This is a genomic window from Thiomonas sp. OC7 (assembly GCF_900634595.1).
Lineage (GTDB): Bacteria > Pseudomonadota > Gammaproteobacteria > Burkholderiales > Burkholderiaceae_C > Thiomonas > Thiomonas arsenitoxydans.
Map to the genome: position 1 here is coordinate 1,121,041 of NZ_LR131953.1, position 24,151 is coordinate 1,145,191.

Below are 24,151 nucleotides of genomic sequence, written 5' to 3' on the forward strand. Positions count from 1 at the left end.
AAGAAATGGACCTGAAACTGCAGGGATTGAAAGTCATCGTGACCGGCGCCACCAAGGGGATTGGCAGGGCCATTGCGGAAACTTTTGCACAGGAAGGAGCGCACGTCGCCATCTGCGCCCGAGACTCTGAAGCTGTGGTGCAGACCGTGGCAATGCTTAAAGAATATGGCGTTGACGCACTTGGCGGCACTCTCGATGTGGCGGATCGTGATGCGCTGCAGGAGTGGGTGCGCGACGTTGCTGCCCAATGGGGCGGGCTCGATATCGTCGTAGCAAATGTCAGCGCCCTGGCGATCGGGCAGGATGAGCAGTCCTGGCGCAGTGAATTCGAAACCGACCTGATGGGTACGGTAAATCTTGTCGATGCCGCGATGCCTTTCCTCGAGGCGAGCGCGGCAGCCTCGATCGTGGCGATTTCCAGTGTTTCTGGGCGTGAAATTGATTTTGCTGCCGGTCCCTATGGGGCATTCAAGGCGGCGATTGTCCACTATATCCAGGGTCTGGCCTTTCAGCTTGCGGCAAAGAGCATTCGGGCCAATACGGTCTCTCCCGGAAACATTTATTTCCAAGGGGGCGTCTGGGAAAGCATCGAGAAAAATAATCCAGAACTTTATGCAACGTCCTTGGCACTCAATCCAACTGGGAGAATGGGTCGTCCAGACGAAATCGGTCGAGCGGTTGCTTTCATTTCCAGCCCTGCAGCAAGTTTTATTAGTGGCGCCAATCTGGTGGTTGATGGAGCACTCACCCGTGGTGTGCAGCTATAGGGCGCAAAGCACCAATATTGAACATTTTTCATTTTTGCATCATTGTGGAGCGAATTATCGTTAAGAAGCCTTCGCACGTATTTGTTAACAAGCCGTTGAAATACTGACGCGCCGCACCAGGATCAGCGAGGATGTCAGACAACGATGACCAGCAGTGAGAGAAGAAGGATGCGAGGAGCCGATAGCTGCAACGAGGCACTGTTCAGCACGGTGAAGCTGGAGGAATTTGTGCCTCAGACGCATCCACTGCGCCCGATTCGCAAGTGGATGAATGAGGCGCTGTCGAAGATGGACGCGAAGTTCTAGGCGATGTACGAGGCTGACGTCAAGGGCGGTCGCCCGAGCATCGCGCCGGAGAAGTTCATGCGCGCGATGCTGCAGGTGTGCTTACTGGCGGTCCCGGGCGCCGCCTGCAGTCCGTGATTCTCGACTCTCGGATTCACGGAACAAGGCAACCTGCGAACGGCTGCCGCGATGCGCCGATAGCCGGGCGCTTCGGCGGCACACAAGAAGCCTAAGGCCGCCTAAGGCGAGGGCGGGGAATCTGTGCGTCGGGCGCAGAGGTATGGTTGCGTTGGCTCAGGAAATGAGTCGCGCGCTCCGGTCCCGTCGAACGACTGGTCTACGCTGACACCGGCCACCGAGTGGTGGCGACGCCAAGCGGCTGCAAAGGGTCGAAAGCACCAACTCGCCAGCGCTGGAAGCAGCCGCTCAGGACGCTGACGACCTCAGCGACCGCTAAGCACACCATGGCTGTCGTTCCCACAAGCGTGAGCCAGTGACCGCTTTGGCCGATGATCAGTCATTCCGTGCCTGACGCAAACACCCGGGCCTGATCGCACATGGGGTGGAGCGGAGCCAGTGGTGGGTTTGAATCGGAATGCCCGTCGGACACCGACGATGCCGACGGACCTCACCGAACACGACGTGGGGAACGGGCCTTGCCCACGTCAGGACGGTGCCGCATCCTCCAAGTGCTCCGAGTCCGCCACTTCTGGACCCACAGACGTGGACCCGACCTGCTCCACCACGATTTGCGGCGCTTCGTCGCTCGAGTACGCCTCCTGCAAAGAGGTCGGCATCACCGGATCCGCCGCACGCTGCTTCCGCAGCTTCTGTAGCACCCAACTTGCCAGCACGATGACAGCAGCAACCGGCACCACCGCAACCAATGACAGGTGCCGCAACAGTTTCTGACTGACCGGATGCGTCGGCTGCTTTTCAGCGAATCGCACCACCGCCGCTACAGCTTGCGCGGGATCTGGACTTGGGTGGTTCTGTCCGGCCGACGCAAGATTGGTCGCCACCCCGAGCACCTGCTTCGCCTCCTCCCGCTGCCGCGTGCGTTTTGGCGTACGGGCGCGTGCTAGCCGCTCCACATCAATGCCTTGGAAGAAGCGCTCCACATCCGCCTGACGCAACCGAAGGTCCTGGCCCTGGGCTTTGGCCGCGCGGTTAATCAGTCGCCCCAGACCATGCACCGCACCGGTCTTGTCGATCAGCGACCAGCCCCGGTCGCCACGCTTCACCGTATAGCCTGCCCCGTAGAGGGCGGCGAGGAAGGCAATGGGCTTGTCGGCAAACCGGCCATACAGGTTGAGGACCTGCAGGGCTAGTTTGCCGACGTCCACGCCCGTCCGCCGTTGTTGCTCGATTTCCGATTTCGTCGGTTCAGAATTCTCACTGGCGAAGGCAGGTGGTCCCTCACACAGACCCTGTGCCAGCATGGCCTGCACCACGTCACTCCTCCCCTGCGCCTGGAGGATCAAGGCCGCATGGCGGTTGTGCCGCCCTTTGGTCATCGGCACGGTCGGGCCATAGCAGTCATATTCCACTGCCCGGGCCACCGCCTCGTTGCGCGCAAACTGGTTGTCCAGGTTCACCACCGTCCGTTTGACCGGATCGATGGTCGCGTACACGCGGTGGCAATGGGTGATCTTGGACCCATCGGCCCGCGCTTTGACGTGCCGAGCCTGCACATACTCCCGCCCCACCAGGCCGAATTGCGCCTCATACACGTCCCAGGCATGCTGCCATTGGACTGCGCTGAGCTCGCGCGTCGGATTGATGCTGATGTGCAGCAGGGTGCGCCGGGTGCCGCGCCGGGAACGGGCCTTGGACAGCGCATGGAGTTCGGCCACGCCCGTGATGGAGTCCGGGGACACACCGAGTGCCGCGATCTCCACCGATTCGTTGTCCTCGGTTTTGATGAGATGCCGACCCAGGTTGTCATAGCCGCTGTGGATGGTCGCCTTCAAAGTGGTCATGGCAGTAGCCTCCCAATCTCCCGCACCAGGCGGTCGACCTCCACCAGAACGGCCTGCGCTTCGTCCGGCAAGGTGCCGCAGGTATTGCCCAGCCGCGCGATCTGATTGAGGTTGGAACCGATGCGTGGCAGGTGGTGGTGATAGCTTTGCAGCAGTTGCACCTGCTCGACAGAAAACACGTCGCGACTCAGCGCCAGTTCGACGACCCGGGAGCGGCTGACATGCAACTCACTGGCCAGCCGCTGCACTCGTGCGTAAATCAGATCGGGCAAGGTGATATTCAGCGACTTGCGACCACGCGATGTATGGCTGCGATTGACCCAACCCGGCGTCGGCTTGCGTTTTGTAGAAGAACGTTCATTTGCATCGCTCATCATGAACCCTCCGCGATGGTCATCAGAGGGGTCAAGGGGAGGCTCTCCCCTTGCGAGCTAGTGTTCCCGTAGGGAACACGACGGCTCGCTTGTTCATCGCTTTGCAAAACGACTGACTTGTGACTGGGGTGGCCAATTTGCCAACACGGGTTTGCCGCGAAGCCTGACTGGGATTCAGCAGGACAGCACATGCCAAGGCACGCGGTGTTCATCTTTGGGTGAATCATGGGCAGGGCATGGGACTGCCCAAACAACGCCACCGGAAGGTGTGCAGGGATATCTACGAGGGAGGTCATCAGCATCTCCAAAAGCCAAAAGGAAATGCCGGCAAGAGAATGAAGCCGCTGCGGCTCGGGGGCCGGCAGGGGATTTACAGGTGCCAAGCAGCACCGCACCCCGCCACTGCCGCGGCGGGTGAATCAGGAACTCAGCAACGATCCCAACCCAACCCGCCTGCGGCGGGGACGCGCGGGCGTTGCCCACGCTGCAGGCGCCTGCAAAGTGCATGCGTGGGCACGGCGCGTCCCCCAACCCGTGTCTGCGGCGGAAGCACAGCCGCCTGCACCTGCCTCAGCCGGTTCAGTGCGCGAGACAACACCCCCGCGGCAGTGCGCAGCAGCGCACGCCAAGCCCGCAGCAACCAGCGCGTGCAGGCATGCCGCGCACGCAGGCGAACCAGGACGGACCGGCGCGCTTCGTCGAAAGCGACGATGACCCCTGCCAACGCGCAGATCGGCGCGATGAGCACGGGAATGAGCAGATCGAGCGCCGAGGACGTCCCCGGAGTGCCATACACGTCCAGGAGGCGACCGAGAGCAATCGCCAACAGCAAGATGCATCCCGCCACCAGCAACCGTCGAACGTCGCTCTCGTGCGCGGGCTGGCACGACGGTGTTGGATGCCGATGACAGCAAGGGTGGTGGTGGGACTGCATGCTGGCAATCTAAGGTCGCGGCGCATTAGATGCAATCCAGTAACGGACGCTCCGACGTCGATGCAAGGGGTGCGAACATCCGCCGCCCGACCGATGGACGACTCGGGGCAGCGAAATAGGCCAAAAGAAAGGGCCATTTCTCAGGAATGGGCCAAAAGAAAGGGCCATTTCCTGGGAATAGGCCAAAAGAAAGGGCCATTTCCGGGTGCGCCGCGGTGCCCGGGTCCTGTCGCGATTGCAATCAGCCCGCGTCGATCGCGCGGTCAGGATGCGTGCATCTAGGGCTGGTGGGAGATCGGGTAGCTCGGGCTTTTACTTACAGGAATTGCATGCGGGCACCAACTGGGTTCGGTCGCGGACTACACCTCGGCCGAAGTAAGCGGCATAGCTTCTCGAGACTCGCTCTGCATTGAAACTGGCAGGCATCTCCAAACGAGATACGATTGTGAAAACGCCAAGCCCTTGATTCATGACCTTGGCGCCTCTCAAATCAAACACTCTAGAGAACGGTGGTTGTCGATGTTAGAAACGGTCGCAGTTGCTGGCTGTAGGCGTGTTTGATTCCTGAACTAAAGAATCCACCGCACTCTTGCTGTCGGGCGCAAGGCTTGCATTCCGGCGCATACTCATTCTTCCAGTCGCTGATTGACTTGACATATGCATGCTCGACATCTTGGTTCACGAGGCAAAGTGGATGGTTGTAGACGGCGCATCGCATTCCGTAGGCTTCGAGAATACCGACAGTTTCACTGAGTACGTCACGGTAGTCGCCTGGATCAATCCATAGGGACTGGAGATTCGCCCTCGTGAATCCCGTGATTTCCAGGCCCATCAGGGCGACCTGATCGACGAACAGCAAGTTGCGGGCAATGTACTCAGCTAGTTTTGGCAGGCGCTCGATCGTTTGCCGATGCAACACGACGCGGATCTCTACTTTCTGCTCAAGTCGTTTAAGGTTCAAAATGCCGCGAATTGTCTCGTCGAAGGCGCCAGATGCTTGCACGACATAGTCGTGACGCGCCGGATCATCCGAATACACGGGGATTCCAACCATGAGATCAGGGTGTGCAATTCCGGCGTAGCTTTTGGCAAAGGCCGAATCGGCGAAACGCCTCCCGTTCGATAGGACGTGGAGCGACGTGTGCGGTAGGTACGCCTTGGCCAATCGCAAGATATCTAGAAAATCCTCCCCGAAGAGGGTGGGCTCCCCACCGGTGAATCCGAGTTGTTTGGTCGTCCGCGGAATCATCGGTAGAAGCTGCTTTATCTCCCGCAAGAGCCAGCTATCGTCACCGCTCTTCGGAGGTTGCGAGCACATGAGACAGTAGTGATTACATTGCTCGGTTACCAGGATACTGTTGTGTGGCGAGTTAGCTCGAAACAGCACCCGGATGTGACCATCATCGGTGAGCCGGATGACATCATCCTGCCCCAGGTAGCGAAAGTCGGCTGGCAAGACAATGTGCGGTTCCGCGCAGACCGATCCGGTGGGCTCCTGCGTGCCCACAAACCCCGATGGCCACCCTAATTCCCCCATCTGTGGCCACCTCAAACTCCCCCACCCTGGCCACGGCGCGATGAGGTGCTGAAGCCGGCGATTTCGCCGGCGGCCTGAGGTCTGGCAGGACGTTACTTTCTCCCTCTCACCGCAGGGGGGCAAGGAGTGAACGTCTTGAAGCCGCATTTGCAAACAACGATCTGGACGCTGCTGAGGAACGACACCAGCCAGCACGAGATCGCACGCGTGACGGGGATCGATCGCAAGACGATCCGCGCCTACGCGAAGCGTTTTGCCGCCGCCGAACCGGCAAACTCCCCCGGGGTGGCCACCGACTCGCCAGCGCAAACTGCTCCACCCCGGCCACCGACTCCGACGACCACCTCGGTGTCGGCGTGCGAGCCGCACCGCGCGTTCGTCGAGGCGCAGTTGCGGCTGCAGCGCAACGCCATGGCGATCTATCAGGATCTGGTCGACCAGTACGCGTTCACCGGCGCCTACAACTCGGTCAAGCGCTTCGTCGCCCGCCTCAGGAAGAAGCAGCCCGAGCAGTTCGACCGTCTGAGTTTCGTGCCGGGCGAGGAGATGCAGGTCGACTACGGCGAGGGCGCGTTGACGCTCGTGCCCGGCACCGACCGCTATCGCAAGCCAAGGCTGTTCGTGGCCACCCTGCGCTACTCGCGGGCCAGCTTCCGGCGCGTGGTGTGGAAGTCCAGCCAGCAGGTCTGGGCCGAACTGCACGAGCAGGCGTGGAGGTACTTTGGCGGATCGTGCCATTACGTCGTGCTCGACAACCTGAAGGAGGGGGTGCTCAAGCCCGACCTGTACGAGCCCCGGCTCAACCCGGTGTACGCGGCCACGCTCGCCCATTACGGCGTCGTCGCCGACCCGGCGCGGGTCCGTGACCCGAACCGCAAGGGCACGGTGGAGAACGCTATTCAACACACCCAGGCCACCGCGCTCAAGGGGCGCCGCTTCGCCTCGATCGAGGAGCAGAACACCTTCCTCGACCACTGGGAGCGCAAGTGGGCGGCCACGCGCATCCACGGCACCGAGCGCCGCCAGGTGAAGGCCATGTTCGAGGAGGAACGCCCGCTGCTGCAGCCGCTGCCGGTCCTGGGCATGCAGTCCTTCAAGGACGAGGAGCGCACCGTCTATGACGACTCCTGCGTGCGCGTCGAGCACTGCAGCTACGCCGCGCGCCCGGCGCCGATCGGCTCCAAGGTTCTGGTGCGCATCTTTGCCCGGCGCATCGAGATCCGCGACCTCGCCACCCAGGCGCTGCTGCGCAGCCACACCAAGGCCGAACGCCCAGGCACCGTTGTGCTGCCGCAGGACGAGCGCGTGTTCAACCCCTCGCGCGAGACACGCCGCATCCTGGCGCAGGCCAAGGACATCGGCCCCGACACGTCGCGGCTGTGCGAGATGCTGTTCGCCATCGAAGGCCGCGTTGGCCAGCGCAAGCTCTGGGGCATCGTCGGTCTGGCGCAGCGCTATCCCCGGCGCCTCATCGACACCGCATGCGCGACCGCCATCAGCGACGGCCTGCACAGCTACCGCCACGTCAAGGCGCTGACCGAGAAACTCGTCGCCGACGCGCTGGCGGCGCTGGACGTGCCGCCGCAGGCCGAACTGGCCCTGACCCAGGAACACGCCCTGATTCGCCCCGGTGACGACTACGCCGAACTGTTCGCGCGCAGCGCCGCGCAGGCACCCGAACCCACCACCCCGAGGAGATTCACGCATGACCATGAATGAGATCGATCGCGCGCTGCGCGAGTTGCGTCTGTCGGGCATTGCCGACACGCTGAGCACCCGCCTCATGCAGGCCCAGAGCACCCAGGAACCGTTCCTGGAAACCTTCGCCTCGATGCTGCAGGACGAACTCGACCGGCGCCGCTCGCGCCTGACCGAGCGCCGCTTCAAGCACTCGCGACTCGACGAGCGCCTGAGTCTGGCCGACTTCGATTGGCGCTTCAACCCCAAGCTGCCGCGCCAGGCCTGCTTCGAGTTGCACACCCTGAAGTTCATCAGCGAGGGAGCCAACGCCATGATCATCGGCAGGCCCGGCACCGGAAAAAGCCATGTCGCGAAGGCCGTGGCCTATCAGGCCACGCTGCAGGGCTTTGATGTGCGCTACGTCGAGGCCGACACCGAGTTCGCCAAGTTCGCACTGGGCAGCGCCGCCGAGCAGGCCGCACTGCTGCGCGGCTACGTCGCGCCCGATCTGCTCGTCCTCGACGACCTGTTCCTGGCACGCCGCATCGGCGACGCTGCAGCCGAACTGCTGCAGACCGTCGTGCACCAGCGCTACAAGCATCGTCGCTCCATCGTCGTCACCTCCAACCGCGTCGTGCAGGACTGGGGCAAATACCTCGGCGACGCCACCATGGCCACCACCATCCTCGACCGCCTCATGCACCGCGCCGCCATGCTCGAGTTCGACGGCAAGAGCTACAGGCTCAAGGAGGCCGCCGCTCGCATCGCCCTCAACACCACCGCCGACGCATAATTAACCCGTCCTGCACTGGGGGAGTTTGGGTGGCCACAGATGGGGGAATTTGAAGTGGCCATCAGGGCCCACAAATACGTACAAAGCGAAACCAATTGGTATTGGCTGCTGTGAATTGCGCACCAAAAATGCCTTGCTAGTCCGAAGCACTGTTGGCAGATCAGCACGAGTTTCCAAGCTGAACAGACCGCTCGGGCTACGTAACTCCGCAACTCTGCCGTGCAACTTCAGCATCGATGAACCCAGCGCCGGAAGATTTGGGATGTCACTTTGTCACCATGCATCAAATCGATAAGGTGTTTGAACATGCCCATGTTGCGTTGGCAGTACGCTGACTCCGGCTTGCGGCCCAGAACGTCGCCGAATACGGCATGGTGGTACACCGGATCTGCGCCGCAATATGGCTCGAACGCACAGTCCGAACAGCCCGGCGCAGAAAGCGTGAAGGAGTCCTCCAGCGCATCCAGCAGCACTGGCGCGGTGAAAATTTCTTCATAGCTGTTTCGATGCACGTTGCCGAGCTTGAATGTGTCGTCTCCCATTTCGCGCAGCATGCGCGATTCGTCGGACGCATAAACGTCGCCGTCATAGTTGTAGACCACTGCCTCGATCCCGGCGCCAGACGGATTGCGCATGTCTACGAATCCTGGGTCACTCGATGTCAGCATTTTGGTCAACAAGATCGTGGAGTATTGCTCGACAAAATGGACTCCCTGCTTGTTGAGCTCCAGGATGTATGCAAGCGCAGCCTTGTAGAACTCCAACCACCGCTGGGTGCCGTACGCGGCGTAGCGTTTCGTCTTCAGAGCGAATCCGTAGGGCGACAGCGGGCGCAGAAAAATGCTCTGGAAGCCAAGCCGCAAATACTCATCCACAATCTCGCGCGGTCGATCCAGACTCGCCAAGGTCGTCGTCATCAGGGCAGAAACCCGGTCGAATCCCAGCACTTCACGAGCCAGATGCAAACCGCTTTCGAAGCGACTGTGGCTGTCGTGCCCTGGGCGCGGCCGGTTCCCGTCATGTAATTCCTGAGGGCCGTCCAGCGAAGTAGATAGCAGGATGTCGTGTTGTCGGCAAAACTCCAGCATCTCGAACGTGATGAGTGAAAGGGTCGTCGCGATGACGAACTCCAGGGGCCGACTCTGTATATTGCGCAGCTTCGCCTGTTCAACGATGTAGCGGACGATCGGGAAATTAAGCAGAGGCTCACCGCCTTGAAACTCGATTTTGAGCGCCGGCGCCGGCGAACGAAATACCAAATCTAGTGCCCGGTCAGCTGTTTCCCGAGTCATGTCGAATTGGGCGCGGTTTTCTGATTGGCGCGAAACTTGGCAGTAAGGGCAACTGTGGTCGCAGCGCAGGGTGACTACGAAAATGTGCAGGCAGGTGAAATCTCGCAAGCCTTGAAAACGTGTGCGCAGCTTTAGGCTGAGCAGCTCGACGGGGGCTTCTTCATCCTCCTGCCGGAGAAAATGGCGCGCGCGAAGGTCTGCGTATTCGAGGTCGTCTGGGTTGAGTCGGTGAGCAACAAATGCGGCCAACTTTTCGTTAGACAGGAACGCCATTTCGCCGACCATATTCGATAGAAAAACCGTTTCGCTATCCCACCTAGCAAAGCGAAACGGCAGCAGCTTGTAATTCGGTGCCTGCTTCCGGAATAATGTGATCGGATGAAATCTACTCAAGCGACTGGAACTCGGTGCGGGAAAACGCAAGACTGAGAATCAGGTTTCGCTCCTGCTCGGTCTCCCTCTTGATACGCAAACGCAACTGCTGATCCAGGACCTCCTTGTTAAAGTCCTGTCGTAATCGGTCCGCTTGATCCTGTGACAGTGGTTTGTCAGAACGCAACTCGCAGATTATCTGAGAATTCACCAGCGCGATTTGGGCGGCCAAGCGGTCGATAAAGCGATACGCAGCCTTTTGGATCGACTCGGCCTCGTAGAGCTTCGCATCGAATGACAGAGTCAGCATCTGCATTAGGACGAGGAGTAATGCGACCGATGAGATGCGTGCGACGCATGGCTGGCGTGGGATTCGTGATAGGCCATCATCTGCCCCAGTTCATTGCGTTTGAGCACGAAGTTGAAGAGATCTCTGTTGGACTTCACAGATACGCTGCCATCTTGGCGCGGTGCACCGACAACGGGCTGAGCCGGTGAGAGAGCATCAGTGGCTGATGGTTTTGGAGAGGGGGAGGCTGACGCTTGACCGGACGGAAGCGCGGCAGCCAGCACTGCAAAAGGGGTCAGAAACGTCTTTTTCATCGGAACCTCTCTTCAATCGATAGGCCAACTGGCAATGCAGAAGAATCAAGAGAGCCAATTATCTTAAGGAATGACAGCAAAACAGCACAATTCGCAATGTGTTACACATAAGTTCGGCACGTATGGTAGCGGCGCTGGATCGATATGTGACTAATTATGCCAAGCTTGTTGGCGCCGAGTCCGCCGTGAGCCAACTTGTCGACTTTGTGCGGAACCGCTTGCTACCCCACCCCGGTAAGCGACTGCATGGACTCTTACTGATTCTGTCGGTTCATGCCCCAGCCGACACATTACCCTGAACTGGCTCAATATGGCGCTGGAGCCAACAGCCGGATCACTGAGCCACTTGCCTCTAGACTAGACCGAAGCTTGATGCGCGCTCCGCAATGATTGGTTTAGCTCACCGATGTGCCGGTGGGCTGGCTCATTCTCCGCGGTCGGTGCAACGGCCTTTGCACTTGCTGGCGACGCGCCCCGCTGCGTTCCCCTCAACCCGTCCTGCGTAGCGGCAGCACATTCGTCCTTGCCTCGCTGCTGAGCAAGTCGAACAGCATGTGCAAGGCGCTGAGCTTCTCCTCGAAGTACTCGTGAGCGTCGTAGTGCCGATCTTGCACTCCACCCAGCCCATGGCTTTGCAAATGCCCTCGGACTTTGCTGCTGACGCCCATTGCAGACAGCGCAGTCTCGACACCACTGCGTAGCCGCTTGGGTTGAAAGTCTTTGATCCTCTCGCCTACCGCGTCCGCCTCCCAGTCATGCACAGTCTCTGGACGAATCGGCGTATCGCCGTCGACAGCGAACACGAAACCGCTGCCACTGAACAGCCCGAGATCGGCAGCCGCGGTGGGCAATAGAGGCACGACGTGCCTGCGGGGTTCTGGCCGCCTGCCCTTGCCATCGTCCAAGACGATGTGGTCCTCGCGCACATCGTCGCGGCGCAAGCGCAGCAACTGCGCGGAGCGCTGGCCGCCAAGCAACAGATGCAATCGCATCAGCGCACCGCGATGCCCGGGCGTCTCTTGAGCGATGCGCCAGTAGGTCCGCATTTCGTCCACCGTGAGTGGCCGCTTGTCCGCACGCGCCGGGGTGGCACGAATTGCAGTCAGGGGATTGATGCCGATGCGATAGTGCTCGAACCGCCCAGGGATGGCGGGATCCGTGGCAGCAAACAAGGCGACTTGATAGGCAGCATGTGCGTAGCTCCGTACCTTGCCGGGTTCGCGCACCTTGCCGGCCTCGTTCAGCGCCCGCAAGCCCGGTACAAAATCTTGGGCCGTCGCCTCGCTCGCCACCTTGCTTCCAAGGTCGGGATTGGCCGTGATGAACCGTCGAAGTGTCGTCTTGGCGTCTTGGTGGTCAAGTTTTCCGCGCTGCGCCTGCAAGGCCGCGTAGTCATCGAACAGGGCCTGCACGGTCATGTCTTGGATCGCCACCCGCTCAGCGTCAGCATGCTTGCGCTGGGCCGTTTGCTCGCGCTTTCTCGCGGCCAATCCTCCCGCGATCGTCCTGTGCTCTACGGCCAGTTGCACGGCTTTCGCTTGTGCGCCCGCAAGGGAGTACCCACCCTTGGCACTGACGTCCAGGGACCGCGGGGGATGTGTGGCATCGAACAGGCCAATGCGCTCTCGCACCTCTTGCCCATCGCGCTTGGCCCTGTAATAAAGCGTGCAGGCACCCGCACGGTCCACGCGCGCTTGCAGGGTTCCACCTTGCGCGAGTTTTTCCACCGTGACGAATGCACCAGGCTTCGCACGCACGTTGTCGATCCAACTCATAGCCGCCTCCGTTTCCACTTCGTTTCCACCTTTTCGGTAAGATGGCAACGCACACAGATGGACTATAGCGACAACTGGAATACGCGGAAATGACTATTTTTCTCTTGACATTTCAATAACTTATGAAAACATCAGCGTCCGTTGATGTCCGTGCTTGTGCGTTGGAAAGCGTGATCGATTTTGCATCAAAGCGGACTCTTAATCCGTAGGTCGACAGTTCGAGCCTGTCACAACCCACCAATAAAATCATGCACTTAGCCCACCTTCACCGGTGGGCTTTTTGCTTCCTGGGGCACTGGTGGGGCACTCAGAGACAAAAACAAGCAACACAGCGCAGCACAAGAGCGGGAAGGTGCAGACTTGACCCCGGCTTTTTTCCCCCTGTCACCCGAGTTCGACACCAACAGCGCCAAGTCTTTGTTTTCATTGGTGTCGGCTAAAAAATTGCCACTACAGCAGGGGCATCTGGGCGTCGCGGGTCGGTCTGGGCAGCTTGAGGGCCTGGAAGAGAAGCGCCTGGTTGGCGTCGATGCTGGAGATGCCGTCGATCGAGTCGGCGCCGTTGATACGCACACGGTGCCGCTGGATGGCGCGCAGTTGTTCGAGCGCGCGTTCCGGGGAGACCTTGGCGCCTGCGAGCTTGAGGCGGCTGCGCATGACCCTGTACAGGATTAGGGCGATGAAGCACAGCATCGCGTGGGCGCGGATGCGATCGGGCAGACGGTGGAACACCGGCGCGATCTCGATTTCGGATTTGAGGGCCCGGAAGCCGCGCTCGATGTCGGCCAGGGCCTTGTAGCTGGCCACGACCTCCTTGGGCGCGAGGTCGGCCACGTTGGTCACCAGCAGCAGCTTGCCGTCCATCAACTCGGCACGCGCCAGCGCCTTGTCGTCGAGACTGTAGACGACCTGCGGGCTCTTGAGATCGACACGCACGATGCGCAGCAGGTGCGACTCGCTGACCTCGTGATAGAAGCGCGCCGTGGCGCCACCGTCGGAGAGCTGGCAGCCGCGGCTCTTGACGCCGGTGTCCTGTCCGTCGAGCTTGCCCGCGAGCTGGGCGGCACGCACCCCCAGTTCCTTGATGCGCTCGCGCCGCCGTGCCGTCTGCTCGGCGGCCTGAGCCGGGTTGTGCGCCACGACCAGGCGCAGGTCCTGCCAGCGGGCCTCGTCAACGACCTCGCTGCTGGCGCCCTCGGCCGTGGACTGGAAGGCCTGCAGGATGTCGGTGAACTCCCCGTAGCGGCGCCCCGGCACGGCCAGGATGAACTCCAGCGGCTGGCCGTCGGGCAGGGTGATGCGGCGCAGCTCCTCGATGTTGTCCAGAGACAGCAGACCGCGGTCGAACCCTACGCCTTTCCGCGCGACGTCGGCTTCATGCTCAACGCCGCGCTCGGCCGCGGCGCGGAAGTTCACTGGCATCTGCGCGGGCTGCAGCAGATGGCGGTGCCGCTGCTGAAGTATTTTCACAACTCCCGTGCGCAGTCGCATGCCCGTGCGACCCTGGCCTACAGCCAACTGATTGCCCACGCCACTGAGGAGCACGCGCCGCTGATCGAGGCTGCTGGCGCCGAGGATCTGGTTCGCCGCGACGGCTTCCGCTTCGTCTTCCGCTCGGCCCGGGCCTTCGACGACGCGCTAATCCGCGCCCGCGACCTGCAGGCCCGGTTCGGTGTGCGGCACGCACCCGAGGATGGCGCCGCGCTCGCCCGCACCGAACCGGCGCTGCGCCTGCGGCTGGCCGGGGCCGTGCATTGGCTCGACCCCTGGGCGATCCGCGATCCGGGCGCACTGGTGCAGCGTTATGCGGCGCTGTTTGTCGCCCGTGGCGGCCGCATCCTGCTGGGCGATGCCGCGACGCTCCAGCCCGCCGGCGCCGGCTGGTCGGTTCTGTGCGAAGCCGGTCGCATCGATGCCGGACAAGCCGTGTTGGCGACTGGCCCGTGGGCCGACGGCCTGATCCGCAAGCTCGGCTACCGCTACCCGCTATTCCTCAAGCGTGGCTATCACCAACACTATCCATCGGCGGCGGTGGACCTGCCACTGCTCGATGCCGAGCGCGGCTACGTTCTCGCGCCGATGCGGCGCGGCCTACGCCTCACGACGGGCGCCGAATTCGCCCCCATCGACGCGGCCCCCACACCGATCCAGCTCGCGAAGGCCGAAGCCCTGGCGCGCGAGCTGGTCGATCTGGGCAGCGCGCTGCCGGAACCACCGTGGCACGGAGCCCGTCCCTGCACTGCCGACATGCTGCCGGTGACCGGCCCCGCACCGCGGCATTCCGGGCTGTGGTTCAACTTCGGGCACGCCCACCAGGGATTCACCCTCGGCCCGGTGGCCGGCCGCCTGCTCGCCGAGATGGCGGCCGACGAGCGTGGCTGGATCGATCCGACACCGTATCTGCCAACCCGCTGGCACTGAGGACTGCCTTCGCCACCCCCCGAAGGGTTCTGGCCCAGCTGGCAGGCGCCCAGGCCTCCATCATCCGGGCTCGCGCGGCCTGCAGTCGGCCGACATCGGTTCGGCAAAGGTCTTCATCACCGCATAGCCCCGCACCGGATCTGTTCGAAGGCTGCTGCCATATGCACAAAGTCATAAGAATTGCCCAACTCCAGAACTTGCAAGGCTTGGAGCGATTTTTGATCCACTTGGCGCTAGGTTGCTTTGGCCAACAGATCGCTAAACGTTTCCAATCTGCAAGACCACTAACGCAATGTCCACCGTTTGCTTTGATCTACCCCCGTTATCCTTATAACGATGAAGTTTGTGGAGTACATCGAATCACGCAACGGTTTTCTACCCGATCAAAAGGAAGAATGTCTGTATTACTCACCAGTCGATAAATAAGTCGACAAAAAGGGGAACTCATGGAGGGTAAGTGCATCATTATGGACATGAAACGAGATGGACGGACTTTGGACCACAAAACGCTCGAAGCCATCCGGCTGATGGCGGTCGAGCGCGTGCGTGAAGGCGAACCTGCTGCGAAGGTGATTGAAGCCTATGGGTTCAACCGCACCACGATCTACAAATGGCTGCGGGCGGCGATGCAGCCCGGCCCTGGCATTCGCGCCCTGCGCTCCACGCCCGCCACGGGGCGGCCGCGCACCTTGACGCCCAGGCAGGAGAGTCAGGTGTTGCGCTGGGTCAACGGGCGCGATCCGCGGCAATACGGCCTGGACTTTGGCTTGTGGACCCGCGCCGTGGTGGGCGAACTCATCGAGCAGAAGTTCGGCCTCACCTTGGGGCTGAGCGCCATCGGCGCCTTACTGGCCCGGTTGGGACTGACTCCGCAGAAACCCCTGCAACGCGCCTACCAGCGCGACCCCGAAGCCACCCGACGCTGGCAGCGCGAGGTCTTCCCCGGCATCGCCCGGCAGGCACGCCAGGACGGGGCCGACCTCTTCTTCTGGGACGAGTCGGGCTTTCGCGCCGACACCGTGCATGGCAAGACCTGGGGACTGCGCGGCCACACCCCGGTGGTGCAACGCCCGGGACAGCGCCAGTCCATCAGTGCCGCGTCTGCGGTCAACGCCCGGGGTGCCTTCTGGTTCTGCACCTATGAAGGCGCGCTCAGCGCCGCGCTGTTCGTCGAGCTGCTCGAGCGCATGATGCGCGATCAACAAAGACCGGTGCATCTGGTCGTCGATGGCTTGCCTGCGCACAAGACGGCGCTGGTCAAACAGTATGTCACCTCCACGCAGGGCCGTCTCACGCTGCACGTCTTGCCCGGCTACGCCCCCGAGCTCAATCCCGACGAGCTGGTCTGGAGCCATGTCAAGCGCACGGGCACGGCACGGCGCCCCTTGCGTAGGGGCGAAAAACTCCGCGACAAGATTGAAGAGCAACTCGCCAAACTGCAGCAAATGCCCCACCTCATCCACTCATTCTTCAAGGCGCCTTCTGTCGCCTATATTCTCGACTGCTGAGTAACGCTGCTTCTTGCCGTTGAAGGATGTTTCACACGCCGCGCCGCGCTTGCATGGCCTTGCCAATCTCTTGGAGTTGTTCCTCGCTCAAGAGCCGTTTGGCCATGGGAAGTAGCTCGCTTTCTTCGCGCGCAATGTGGCGCGTATGGTGATCGACGAATTCATCCACCGCGGAAGAGTCAAGCGCGCCCGCTTCGCCGAGCGCCACGCGCTCCAGTTGCGGGCGCAACGCCTGCCAGACGGCAGCGAGTTCACGATGGTCGTGGCTCAGCGCCTGGGTGATATCGCGCAAGCAGACGGGGTCTGAGCCTGCCATCGATTCCAGCAGCGCGGGAAACAGATCGTGCTCTTCATCGGCGTGATGATCACGCCCCGCGGTGTCGAAATAGCGCATCACGTTCGCGGCGGCTTGCCTGGCGTCCTGATCGACTCCGTGCTCGTCGAGATGCCGCACCAGGCGGCGCAGCGTCGCGCATTGTTTTTCGATGCGCGCGTGGCAGGCCGAAAGCATGTCCAGCGGCGCGTCGAATCCCGCGGCAGCGGACGTCGAGGAAAGAAGATTGATTTCCATATCGAATCTCGCAAAAAACTTGGTACGCACACGCAATACACGCAGCCCGCGGTCGCAAGCCCAAACACTGTAACCAGTCTATGGCTTGAAACAGGTAAACGCAATGCATGTTTAATCGACAGGGTTTTGCGAAATGGCCATGATGACGGCTTGTGCCACATACAGGAGTCTTTTCATGTCAACGTCCCCCGTCTATCCGCAGGCTGATCGTGAGTTGACGCAAATGCGTCAAAGCCATGCCCCGAGTCAGTTTGCTGCCTTTCAGCAATTCAGCCAGCAGGCCTTCGCCAAGGGCGCGCTGGACGTGCGGACCAAACAATTGATCGCGGTCGCCGTGGCGCATGTGACCCAGTGTCCCTATTGCATCCGAGGCCACACCAAGGCGGCTCTCAAGGCGGGCGCTAGCCGTGAGCAAATCATGGAGGCCGTTTGGGTTGCCGCCGAAATGCGAGCGGGCGCCGCCTATGCGCATTCGCTTTTGGCGCTGGATACGATGCGCGAGGAGGATGCCAAAGCCGATTCCGCGTAGTCGCGTCAGTGTGCTGTATCGACCGGCGAAGCAGATCGCAGACGTCGGCGGCGCGCTGGCCGCCCGATGCCCAGATGCTGAATTTCCACTGTCTGCTCAGGCAGCTCGGTTGCGCTGACCAACGCATCTCACAGTCCGCAGCTACAGGAGAAACCTGAACATGGCCTCGAACCCGGCTGAGGACATCCCCGCGCAGCATGTGGCGATGCTGGCGACAGTGCAACGCATGCGCTTGGGCTTGCTCGTCGGCAACCTGATTGAGGCGCGCGCCGCACGCGATGTGCTGCAAGGCTTGCACGCAGCCCATATCGCGCTCGAAGAAACCGCGCTGATTCCGAAGCTGCCGGCCAGCGCACGCTGGTCGGCAAAGGTCTATCTGGCCGAGCATGCCAAGCTGAGCGCGATGCTCGGCGAATGGCGCGAGATCTTGGCACGACAACCTGACCGAATCGATCCGCCCGAACAACGTCTAACGCTGCTCGACGCCTCCGCGCCTTTGCAGCATCTGCTCGAACATCATTTCGAGCGTGAAGAAAAGGGCTTGTTGATCGAAACCCGGCGCTGAGCCGCGCTCAAGCTGTGGACAGCGGCACGGCGACGAACTTGCGCAGCGCAGGATTGAGGCAGTCTGCCAAGGTGGTTTCGTTGAGTGCGGCATAGAACGCGCGGCGGGCGCGTTCGAGTTTGGGCCGCAAGGCGCAAAAGCCGGTGAGCAGGCACTGGCCGCCATCGTCGCGGAAACACTCAGTCAGCGGGGCGTCGTCTTCCAGCCATTGCAACACCTCACCGATGCGAATGGCTGTGGCGCGCCTGGTGAGCCTGACGCCACCGCCGGCGCCGCGCGTGGTCTGCACATAGCCCCCGGCGGCAAGGCGTTGCAGCACCTTGATGAGGTGATCACGCGAAATATCGAGCTTGGTCGCAAGTTCGACGCTCGACCAGGTCTCGCGTTCGCTGCCGGCCAGCACGAGCAGGGCGCGTAGGCCAAAATCGGAAAAAGAGGTCAGCCGCATGGTGGAATCCTTCAGAAGAGGTATTGCAAATACCACTCAAGAATTTTATAGTGGGATTCATTCTACCTTTTTACAGCTCCACATCATTGATTGCACAGGACCTTCCGCCATGCACACCCAAGACCCCCCAGCAAGCTCCTCCTCACCGTTCGCCGCCCTCCCCCTGGGCCAACTGGCGCGCGATCTGCCTGGTTCCACCGCCGTGTTCCGACGCCACCGGTTGGACTTCTGCTGCGGTGGCGACACGACCCTGGAAGCGGCCGCGCAGGCGCGCCAGCTTGATCTGGCGACTATTGAGCGCGAACTCTCGGAGTTGAGCCCGCAAGCGCTGGATGACACGCCCACCGACACGCTGCACGACCCCGATGCCCTGATCGACCTCATCGTCAGCCGCTTCCACGACGCGCACCGACGCGAGCTTCCGGAATTGATCACTCTGGCCGTCAAGGTCGAGCGCGTGCACAAGGATCATGCCGAGGTGCCGGCCGGTCTGGCGGCCCTGCTTCAGGAGATGCTCGACGAACTGCAGGAGCATATGCAAAAGGAAGAACAGATCCTGTTCCCGATGATGCGCCGCAATCCCGGTGCGGTTCTCACCCCGCCGATCGCGCGCATGCGCGCCGAGCATGATGACCACGGCCGGATGCTGCAACGCGTGCAGGATCTCACCCGCGATCTGAGGCTGCCCGCCGAGGCGTGCAACACCTGGCGCGCGCTGTATGCAGGTCTGGACAAGTTCACCGCCGATTTCATGCAGCACGTCCACACCGAAAACAACATCCTGTTCCCGCAGTTCGAAGAACAGGCGTGAAGCCTGCTGCGCTGCCCTCCTCTTTCAACCCCGACTCACTTCAACCCAAGGAACCCGCCATGGAACCCCTCACCGTCGTCAACCAACCGCATTCCCACCGCCGCGCTGATCGGCGCTACGCCTTCGACGCCAGCGGCATCGCCAAGCGCTTTCGCCATGCTGCCATCTTCGGCGCGCTGAGTGCGCTGGAGCCGGGAGAGACCATGGCGTTTTTCAACGACCATGATCCCCTGCCGCTGCTGGCACAGATCGCGCAGCATTTCGGTGACAGGGTGCGCATCGAATACGTCAGCCGCTCGCCCGAAGGGGTGCAAATCGACTTTCACGTGCAAGACGTGCAAGCCGGCGCCTGAGGCGAAGGATCGAACCGACGGCGGCTGAGCGGCGAAGCTGAGCGGCCCCGCCTGGCCACGCCGGATCACTCACTCACCACAGCCCCGCCTGCAGCCGTGCCGCCTCGGACATGCGCTCCAGGCTCCACGGCGGGTCCCAGACGAGTTCCACGTTCACTCGCGCGATTCCTGGAATGCGACGCACCTTGTCCTCGACCTCAGCGGTGAGGATGTTTCCCATGCCGCAGCCGGGTGCGGTCAGCGTCATGTCGATGTCCACCGCCCAAGCGGCGCCGCTGGCGTCGGTCGGTTGCACGTCCAGGCGATAGATTAGACCTAGCTCCACGATATTGACCGGAATTTCCGGGTCGTAGCAGGTGGCGAGTTGTTCCAGCACGGCATTTTCGGCTTCCTCGCGCGTCGTTGGCGCGGGAATATCTTGCCGCTGCCCGTCATTCAGCCCAAGCGCATCGGCATAGCGGCCGTCGATGCGGTACATGCGGCCCTCGGACACCACGGTGACGTGGCTGCCCAGCCGTTGGGTGATGCGCACCTCGGTGCCCTGCAGCAAGGTTCCGGCAGTGCCCAGCGGCACCAGGGTCGCGGGGACGTCGCGCTGCAGGATGATGGGGCCAGAGTCGATGGGGTCGTCCATGGTCAACCCTCCGGCGTGGACAAATCTTCGGTGCGCGCCACCTGGGCGGTTTGGGTGAGCGCGTTGCGCAGGGTATGCCAGGCGAGCATGGCGCACTTCACCCGCGCGGGAAACTGCCTGACGCCTGCGAGCACGGCGAGTTTGCCCAGACCGACCTCGGCGCCGGTGTCGCCATCGACCAGGATGTCGTGCATCTGCGCGAACAAGGTCAGCGCCTCGTCCACGCGCTTGCCCTTGACCGCTTCGGTCAGCAGCGAGGCCGACGCGGTGGATATCGCGCACCCCTCGCCGGTGAAGGCCACGTCCTGGATGCAGCCCGCGCCGTCCACCTGCAATTCGAGTTCAAGGCGGTCGCCGCACAGCGGGTTGTCACCCTGCGCGCAGCGGTTGGGCTGCGGCAAATGGCCGAAGTGTCTGGGCCTGCGGTAATGATCGAAGATCACCTCCTGGTAGAGGTCGCGCAGGTCGGGAGGGGCGTCGTCGGATGGGCTGTCAGGCATGGGTCGTGGGCTCCGTGTTCAGGCGGCAAACATCACCTGCGCCTTGCGCACCGCGCGTACCAGTGCGTCGATGTCGTCTTCTTTGTTGTACACGCCGAGCGAGGACCGCGCCATGGCCGCGACGCCGTAGCGTTTCATCAGCGGCATCGCGCAGTGGTGGCCGGCGCGGATGGCGACTCCCTCGGCATCGGCGATGGTGCCGAGGTCGTGGGCGTGAAGACCGTCGATGTTGAAGGAGATGACGCCGATCTTGTCCGGAACCGTGCCGTAGATGCGAAGCCCGGGGATGCGGGAAAGCGCGCTTTGCGCCCGCTCCAACAGCGTGCGCTCGTGCTGCGCGATGGCGTCCCAGCCGAGGCCCTGCACGAAGTCGATCGCAGCGGCCAGGCCCACCGCGCCAGTGATGTGCGGAGTGCCGGCCTCGAAACGGGTTGGCGGATCGGCGTAGGTGGTGCGTTCGAAGCTGACGCTGCGGATCATGTCGCCGCCGCCCTGATACGGCGGCATCGCGGCCAGCATCTCGGCGCGGCCCCACAGCACACCGATGCCGGTGGGGCCGTAGAGCTTGTGACCGGAGAAGACATAGAAGTCGCAACCCAGCGCCTGCACGTCCACCGGCAGATGCGCCACGGCTTGCGCGCCATCGACCAGCACCGGCACGCCGCGGGCATGGGCAAGCTGCGCCACGCTCGCCACATCGTTGACGGTGCCCAGTACGTTCGAGACATGGGTGACGGCCAGCATGCGCGTGCGCGGCCCGAGTAGCTCCGGCAAGGCCTGCAGATCGAGCGCGCCGTCGTCGCGGATCGGCGCCACGCGCAATTTGGCACCGGTGGCATCGCACACCATCTGCCAGGGCACGATATCGGCATGGTGCTCCATCGCCGTCACCAGCAACTCGTCGCCGGGCTGCAGGCGCGGCCGTGTGTAGCTTTGTGCGACCAGATTGATCGCTTCGGTGGCGCCACGCACGAACACGATCTCGTCGGCGCTGCGGGCGTGGACAAAGGCCGCAACCTTCTCCCGCGCGGCCTCGAAGGCGTCGGTGGCGCGCTGCGACAGCGCATGGACGCCGCGGTGGATGTTGGCGTAATCGCGCAGTTCGAAGGCGCGCATCGCGTCGAGCACGGCCAGCGGCTTTTGCGTCGTCGCCGCATTGTCCAGATACACCAGCGGCTTGCCGTGCACCGTCTGGGCGAGGATGGGGAATTGCTCGCGGATCGCCGAAAGTTGCGGTGCCAGACGCGCTGGCGTGACAGGCGCATTCATGCCCAGACCTCCGAGGCTTCGATTTCCAGACCGCGCCGCGCGGCAAGCCGTGCGCGCATCTGTGCGCGCAAGGGCTCCCAGCCGATGTCGGGCAGGGCTTGCGCCACGAAGGCCTGCACCAGCAGGGCGCGAGCGAGCGGCGCAGCGATGCCGCGCGACTGCAGATAAAAAAGCGCCTCGGCGTCGAGCTGACCGACCGTGGCGCCGTGGCTGCAAAGCACGTCGTCCGCATCGATCTGCAGTTGCGGACGGGTATCGGCCTCGGCGCGCGGCGACAGCAGCAGGTTGCGGTTGATCATGCCCGCGTCGGTTTTCTGCGCGCCCGGATGCACGGTCACACGGCCGGTGAAAACGCCGTGCGCAGCGTCGTCGAACACGCCGCACACCACGGTGCGGCTGGTGCCGCGCGGGTGTCGGTGGTCGATGCCCATGTGCACATCGCCATGCTGCTCGCCTGCGAGCACGCTGACCCCGCGCAGATCGGTATGGCAGCCCGGCGCTGCGTGCGCGATGTGAAATTCCTGGCGCGATAGTCTCGACCCCAGCACCAGGATTTGCGCATCGAGAACGCTGTCCTCACCCTGAGCCGCATGCAGGTGCGACACATGCACCGCGGCGTCGGATTCGTCCTGCAGGCGCACATGCTGCAGCTTCGCCCCGCGCGCCAGTACGGCACGCGTCACACAGCTTGCCAGATAGGGGCCGGCCTGCGCCAAGCCGACATGCTGCTCGATCACCCGCGCCGAAGATCCCTGCCCCAGGCGCAGCACATGGCGCACATGGCTGGCGCCCGCGCGTGTTTGCACCATGATGACGATGATGGGCGCATCAAGACAGACGCCCGCGCCTAATTCGAGCACCATACCGTCGCGTGCGAACATGCGGTTGATCGCGTCGAAGGCGCCGCCAGGCGCGACGGCATCCAGCACCTCCAACGCCCCTGTGACTCTGTGCGACAGGCGCGCCCCCCAGGGCGCGAGGCGCACCCCCGGCGGCAGGTCATTCAAATGGGAAAGTTCGGCGTCAACGGCGCCATCGACGAACACCAGACGCGGGCCGCCGCTCACCAGCAAGGCGCCCGCATCGCGCAGCGCCTCCTGGTTCAATCGTGCGCTGGGCGCGGTGGCGGCGAGATCCATTGCGTCCAGCGCACGCAGGCTGGTGTATTTCCAGTCTTCGGTGTGGCGCGTGGGCAAGCCGCTGCGCAGCAAGTCCTCCAGAGCCTGACGGCGCGCCTGCGCCACCCGTTCGGGCTCGCCCGCAGCATCGACGCCGATCACGTCGAACGCCCGGACGAATGTTTCGAGCGCTCCCATGCTCAGACCTCCTGCGTACTCGCCAGAGCCGCGCCCTGCTGCAGCCAGGCATAGCCCTCGCGCTCGATGCGCCGCGCCAATTCGGCCCCGCCCGAGGCGACGATGCGGCCTTGCCACAGCACATGCACGCGGTCGGGGACGATGACTTCCAGCAGCCGCTCGTAATGGGTGATCAGCACCAAAGCCCGCTCGGGTGAGCGCATGGCGTTGACTGCCTGCGCCACGGCCTTGAGCGCGTCCACGTCCAGCCCCGAGTCGGTTTCGTCGAGGATGGCCAAGCGCGGCTGCAGCAAGGCCATTTGCAGCATGTCGTTGCGCTTTTTCTCGCCGCCGGAAAAACCTTCGTTGACCCCGCGCTGCAGGAACTTCTCGTCCATGCCGAGTTCACGCATCAGCGCTTTGACCCGTTGCAGGAATTCCATCGCGTCCAGCTCGGGCAGACCGCGGTGTTTGCGCTGCGCGTTGAGCGCGGCCTTGAGCAGGTAGACGTTGGACAGGCCGGGAATCTCCACCGGGTACTGAAACGCGAGGAACAGCCCGGCGAGCGCGCGCTCCTGCGGTGGCAGCGCCAGCAGATCCTGGCCGTCGAAGCGCACCGTGCCGCCGGTCACGCGGTAGAGCTCGCGCCCGGCGAGTACTTGCGCCAGCGTGGTCTTGCCCGATCCGTTGGGCCCCATGATGACGGCGACCTCGCCGGGGGCGATGTCGAGATCGATGCCATTGAGCACCCTTTTGCCGTCGATTTCGGCCTGCAGGCCACGGATTTGCAACAGCGGCTGCGTCGCTTGCGGTTGAAGCTTGGCTGGCATTTGCATTTTCATTTCCTCTTTGG

Annotated in this window: 24 protein-coding genes and 2 pseudogenes; 10 read left to right on the forward strand and 16 right to left on the reverse strand. The window is 62.6% G+C overall.

The window, feature by feature from the left end:
* Positions 1-5: 5 nt before the first annotated feature.
* Together BIO17B3_RS05355 and BIO17B3_RS05360 are read left to right on the forward strand one after the other, a co-directional pair.
* Positions 6-767 (forward strand): SDR family NAD(P)-dependent oxidoreductase, encoded by a 762-nt coding sequence (locus BIO17B3_RS05355; protein ID WP_156053317.1) that lies wholly within the window; start codon positions 6-8, stop codon positions 765-767.
* Between the two features lie 168 nt (positions 768-935).
* Positions 936-1,166: pseudogene (locus tag BIO17B3_RS05360) on the forward strand (IS5/IS1182 family transposase); the annotation flags it as partial.
* A 551-nt stretch (positions 1,167-1,717) separates the two neighbouring features.
* Here the strand turns inward: BIO17B3_RS05360 and BIO17B3_RS05365 are convergent.
* The 4 genes from BIO17B3_RS05365 to hxsC form a co-directional block, all read right to left on the reverse strand.
* Positions 1,718-3,034: a hypothetical protein gene (locus BIO17B3_RS05365; RefSeq protein WP_156053318.1), complete on the reverse strand. Its 1,317-nt coding sequence runs from the start codon at positions 3,032-3,034 to the stop codon at positions 1,718-1,720.
* Positions 3,031-3,411: a plasmid mobilization relaxosome protein MobC gene (gene mobC / locus BIO17B3_RS05370; RefSeq protein WP_156053319.1), complete on the reverse strand. Its 381-nt coding sequence runs from the start codon at positions 3,409-3,411 to the stop codon at positions 3,031-3,033. Before mobC ends, BIO17B3_RS05365 begins: the two co-directional genes overlap by 4 nt.
* A gap of 424 nt (positions 3,412-3,835) precedes the next feature.
* Complete coding sequence (locus BIO17B3_RS05375; RefSeq protein WP_156053320.1) at positions 3,836-4,234, reverse strand: hypothetical protein; 399 nt, start codon at positions 4,232-4,234, stop codon at positions 3,836-3,838.
* A gap of 607 nt (positions 4,235-4,841) precedes the next feature.
* Positions 4,842-5,798, reverse strand: a complete 957-nt coding sequence (hxsC, locus tag BIO17B3_RS05380; protein WP_232054191.1) for a His-Xaa-Ser system radical SAM maturase HxsC — start codon at positions 5,796-5,798, stop codon at positions 4,842-4,844.
* Between the two features lie 207 nt (positions 5,799-6,005).
* Between hxsC and istA the strand changes: the two genes are divergently transcribed.
* Both istA and istB read left to right on the forward strand, forming a co-directional pair.
* The gene (gene istA, locus BIO17B3_RS05385) at positions 6,006-7,598 is read left to right on the forward strand and encodes an IS21 family transposase (RefSeq protein ID WP_156053322.1); all 1,593 of its coding nucleotides are present in this window, start codon (positions 6,006-6,008) and stop codon (positions 7,596-7,598) included.
* Entirely contained in the window at positions 7,585-8,352 is a 768-nt protein-coding gene (istB, locus tag BIO17B3_RS05390; RefSeq protein ID WP_156053323.1) for an IS21-like element helper ATPase IstB, read from the forward strand. Before istA ends, istB begins: the two co-directional genes overlap by 14 nt.
* 227 nt (positions 8,353-8,579) lie before the next feature.
* Here the strand turns inward: istB and hxsB are convergent, their stop codons facing one another.
* The 5 genes and pseudogenes from hxsB to BIO17B3_RS05415 form a co-directional block, all read right to left on the reverse strand.
* Positions 8,580-10,037: a His-Xaa-Ser system radical SAM maturase HxsB gene (hxsB, locus tag BIO17B3_RS05395; RefSeq protein ID WP_156053324.1), complete on the reverse strand. Its 1,458-nt coding sequence runs from the start codon at positions 10,035-10,037 to the stop codon at positions 8,580-8,582.
* The gene (gene hxsD, locus BIO17B3_RS05400) at positions 10,030-10,332 is read right to left on the reverse strand and encodes a His-Xaa-Ser system protein HxsD (RefSeq protein WP_156053325.1); all 303 of its coding nucleotides are present in this window, start codon (positions 10,330-10,332) and stop codon (positions 10,030-10,032) included. The genes hxsB and hxsD overlap by 8 nt, the downstream gene beginning before the upstream one ends.
* Positions 10,332-10,619: a His-Xaa-Ser repeat protein HxsA2 gene (hxsA2, locus tag BIO17B3_RS05405; RefSeq protein ID WP_156053326.1), complete on the reverse strand. Its 288-nt coding sequence runs from the start codon at positions 10,617-10,619 to the stop codon at positions 10,332-10,334. Before hxsA2 ends, hxsD begins: the two co-directional genes overlap by 1 nt.
* Before the next feature lie 488 nt (positions 10,620-11,107).
* On the reverse strand, positions 11,108-12,394 hold the full coding sequence (locus BIO17B3_RS05410; RefSeq protein ID WP_156053327.1) for a hypothetical protein: 1,287 nt from the start codon (positions 12,392-12,394) through the stop codon (positions 11,108-11,110).
* A 450-nt stretch (positions 12,395-12,844) separates the two neighbouring features.
* Positions 12,845-13,738 (reverse strand): annotated as a pseudogene (locus BIO17B3_RS05415) (IS1634 family transposase); the annotation flags it as partial.
* 33 nt (positions 13,739-13,771) lie between these two features.
* Between BIO17B3_RS05415 and BIO17B3_RS05420 the strand changes: the two are divergent.
* Complete coding sequence (locus BIO17B3_RS05420) at positions 13,772-14,815, forward strand: FAD-binding oxidoreductase (RefSeq protein ID WP_156053328.1); 1,044 nt, start codon at positions 13,772-13,774, stop codon at positions 14,813-14,815.
* A gap of 473 nt (positions 14,816-15,288) precedes the next feature.
* Positions 15,289-16,323 (forward strand): IS630 family transposase, encoded by a 1,035-nt coding sequence (locus BIO17B3_RS05425; protein WP_172979086.1) that lies wholly within the window; start codon positions 15,289-15,291, stop codon positions 16,321-16,323.
* A 31-nt stretch (positions 16,324-16,354) separates the two neighbouring features.
* Here BIO17B3_RS05425 and BIO17B3_RS05430 read toward each other — a convergent pair whose 3' ends face one another.
* A complete protein-coding gene (locus BIO17B3_RS05430) occupies positions 16,355-16,894 on the reverse strand; it encodes a hemerythrin domain-containing protein (RefSeq protein WP_156053330.1) in 540 nt (179 codons plus the stop codon).
* A gap of 175 nt (positions 16,895-17,069) precedes the next feature.
* On the opposite strand from BIO17B3_RS05430, the gene BIO17B3_RS05435 reads away from it, so the two are divergent.
* Entirely contained in the window at positions 17,070-17,423 is a 354-nt protein-coding gene (locus BIO17B3_RS05435; protein WP_156053331.1) for a carboxymuconolactone decarboxylase family protein, read from the forward strand.
* A gap of 160 nt (positions 17,424-17,583) precedes the next feature.
* Positions 17,584-17,988, forward strand: a complete 405-nt coding sequence (locus BIO17B3_RS05440; protein ID WP_156053332.1) for a hemerythrin domain-containing protein — start codon at positions 17,584-17,586, stop codon at positions 17,986-17,988.
* A gap of 7 nt (positions 17,989-17,995) precedes the next feature.
* Here the strand turns inward: BIO17B3_RS05440 and BIO17B3_RS05445 are convergent, their stop codons facing one another.
* Positions 17,996-18,436 (reverse strand): Rrf2 family transcriptional regulator, encoded by a 441-nt coding sequence (locus BIO17B3_RS05445; protein WP_156053333.1) that lies wholly within the window; start codon positions 18,434-18,436, stop codon positions 17,996-17,998.
* A 109-nt stretch (positions 18,437-18,545) separates the two neighbouring features.
* On the opposite strand from BIO17B3_RS05445, the gene ytfE reads away from it, so the two are divergent.
* A complete protein-coding gene (gene ytfE, locus BIO17B3_RS05450; RefSeq protein WP_156053334.1) occupies positions 18,546-19,247 on the forward strand; it encodes an iron-sulfur cluster repair protein YtfE in 702 nt (233 codons plus the stop codon).
* 59 nt (positions 19,248-19,306) lie between these two features.
* On the forward strand, positions 19,307-19,600 hold the full coding sequence (locus tag BIO17B3_RS05455) for a DUF2249 domain-containing protein (protein ID WP_156053335.1): 294 nt from the start codon (positions 19,307-19,309) through the stop codon (positions 19,598-19,600).
* A 73-nt stretch (positions 19,601-19,673) separates the two neighbouring features.
* Here the strand turns inward: BIO17B3_RS05455 and sufT are convergent, their stop codons facing one another.
* From sufT to sufC, 5 genes are read right to left on the reverse strand one after another with little or no spacing between them, the layout of a single operon-like run.
* Entirely contained in the window at positions 19,674-20,234 is a 561-nt protein-coding gene (gene sufT / locus BIO17B3_RS05460; protein ID WP_013106748.1) for a putative Fe-S cluster assembly protein SufT, read from the reverse strand.
* A 2-nt stretch (positions 20,235-20,236) separates the two neighbouring features.
* Positions 20,237-20,734, reverse strand: a complete 498-nt coding sequence (gene sufU / locus BIO17B3_RS05465) for a Fe-S cluster assembly sulfur transfer protein SufU (RefSeq protein WP_156053336.1) — start codon at positions 20,732-20,734, stop codon at positions 20,237-20,239.
* 18 nt (positions 20,735-20,752) lie between these two features.
* Complete coding sequence (locus tag BIO17B3_RS05470; RefSeq protein ID WP_156053337.1) at positions 20,753-22,003, reverse strand: aminotransferase class V-fold PLP-dependent enzyme; 1,251 nt, start codon at positions 22,001-22,003, stop codon at positions 20,753-20,755.
* A complete protein-coding gene (sufD, locus tag BIO17B3_RS05475; protein ID WP_156053338.1) occupies positions 22,000-23,319 on the reverse strand; it encodes a Fe-S cluster assembly protein SufD in 1,320 nt (439 codons plus the stop codon). The genes BIO17B3_RS05470 and sufD overlap by 4 nt, the downstream gene beginning before the upstream one ends.
* A 2-nt stretch (positions 23,320-23,321) precedes the next feature.
* Positions 23,322-24,092 carry a Fe-S cluster assembly ATPase SufC gene (gene sufC / locus BIO17B3_RS05480; protein WP_156055235.1) on the reverse strand — a complete coding sequence of 257 codons (771 nt, stop codon included), beginning with the start codon at positions 24,090-24,092 and terminating at the stop codon, positions 23,322-23,324.
* Positions 24,093-24,151 lie beyond the last annotated feature (59 nt).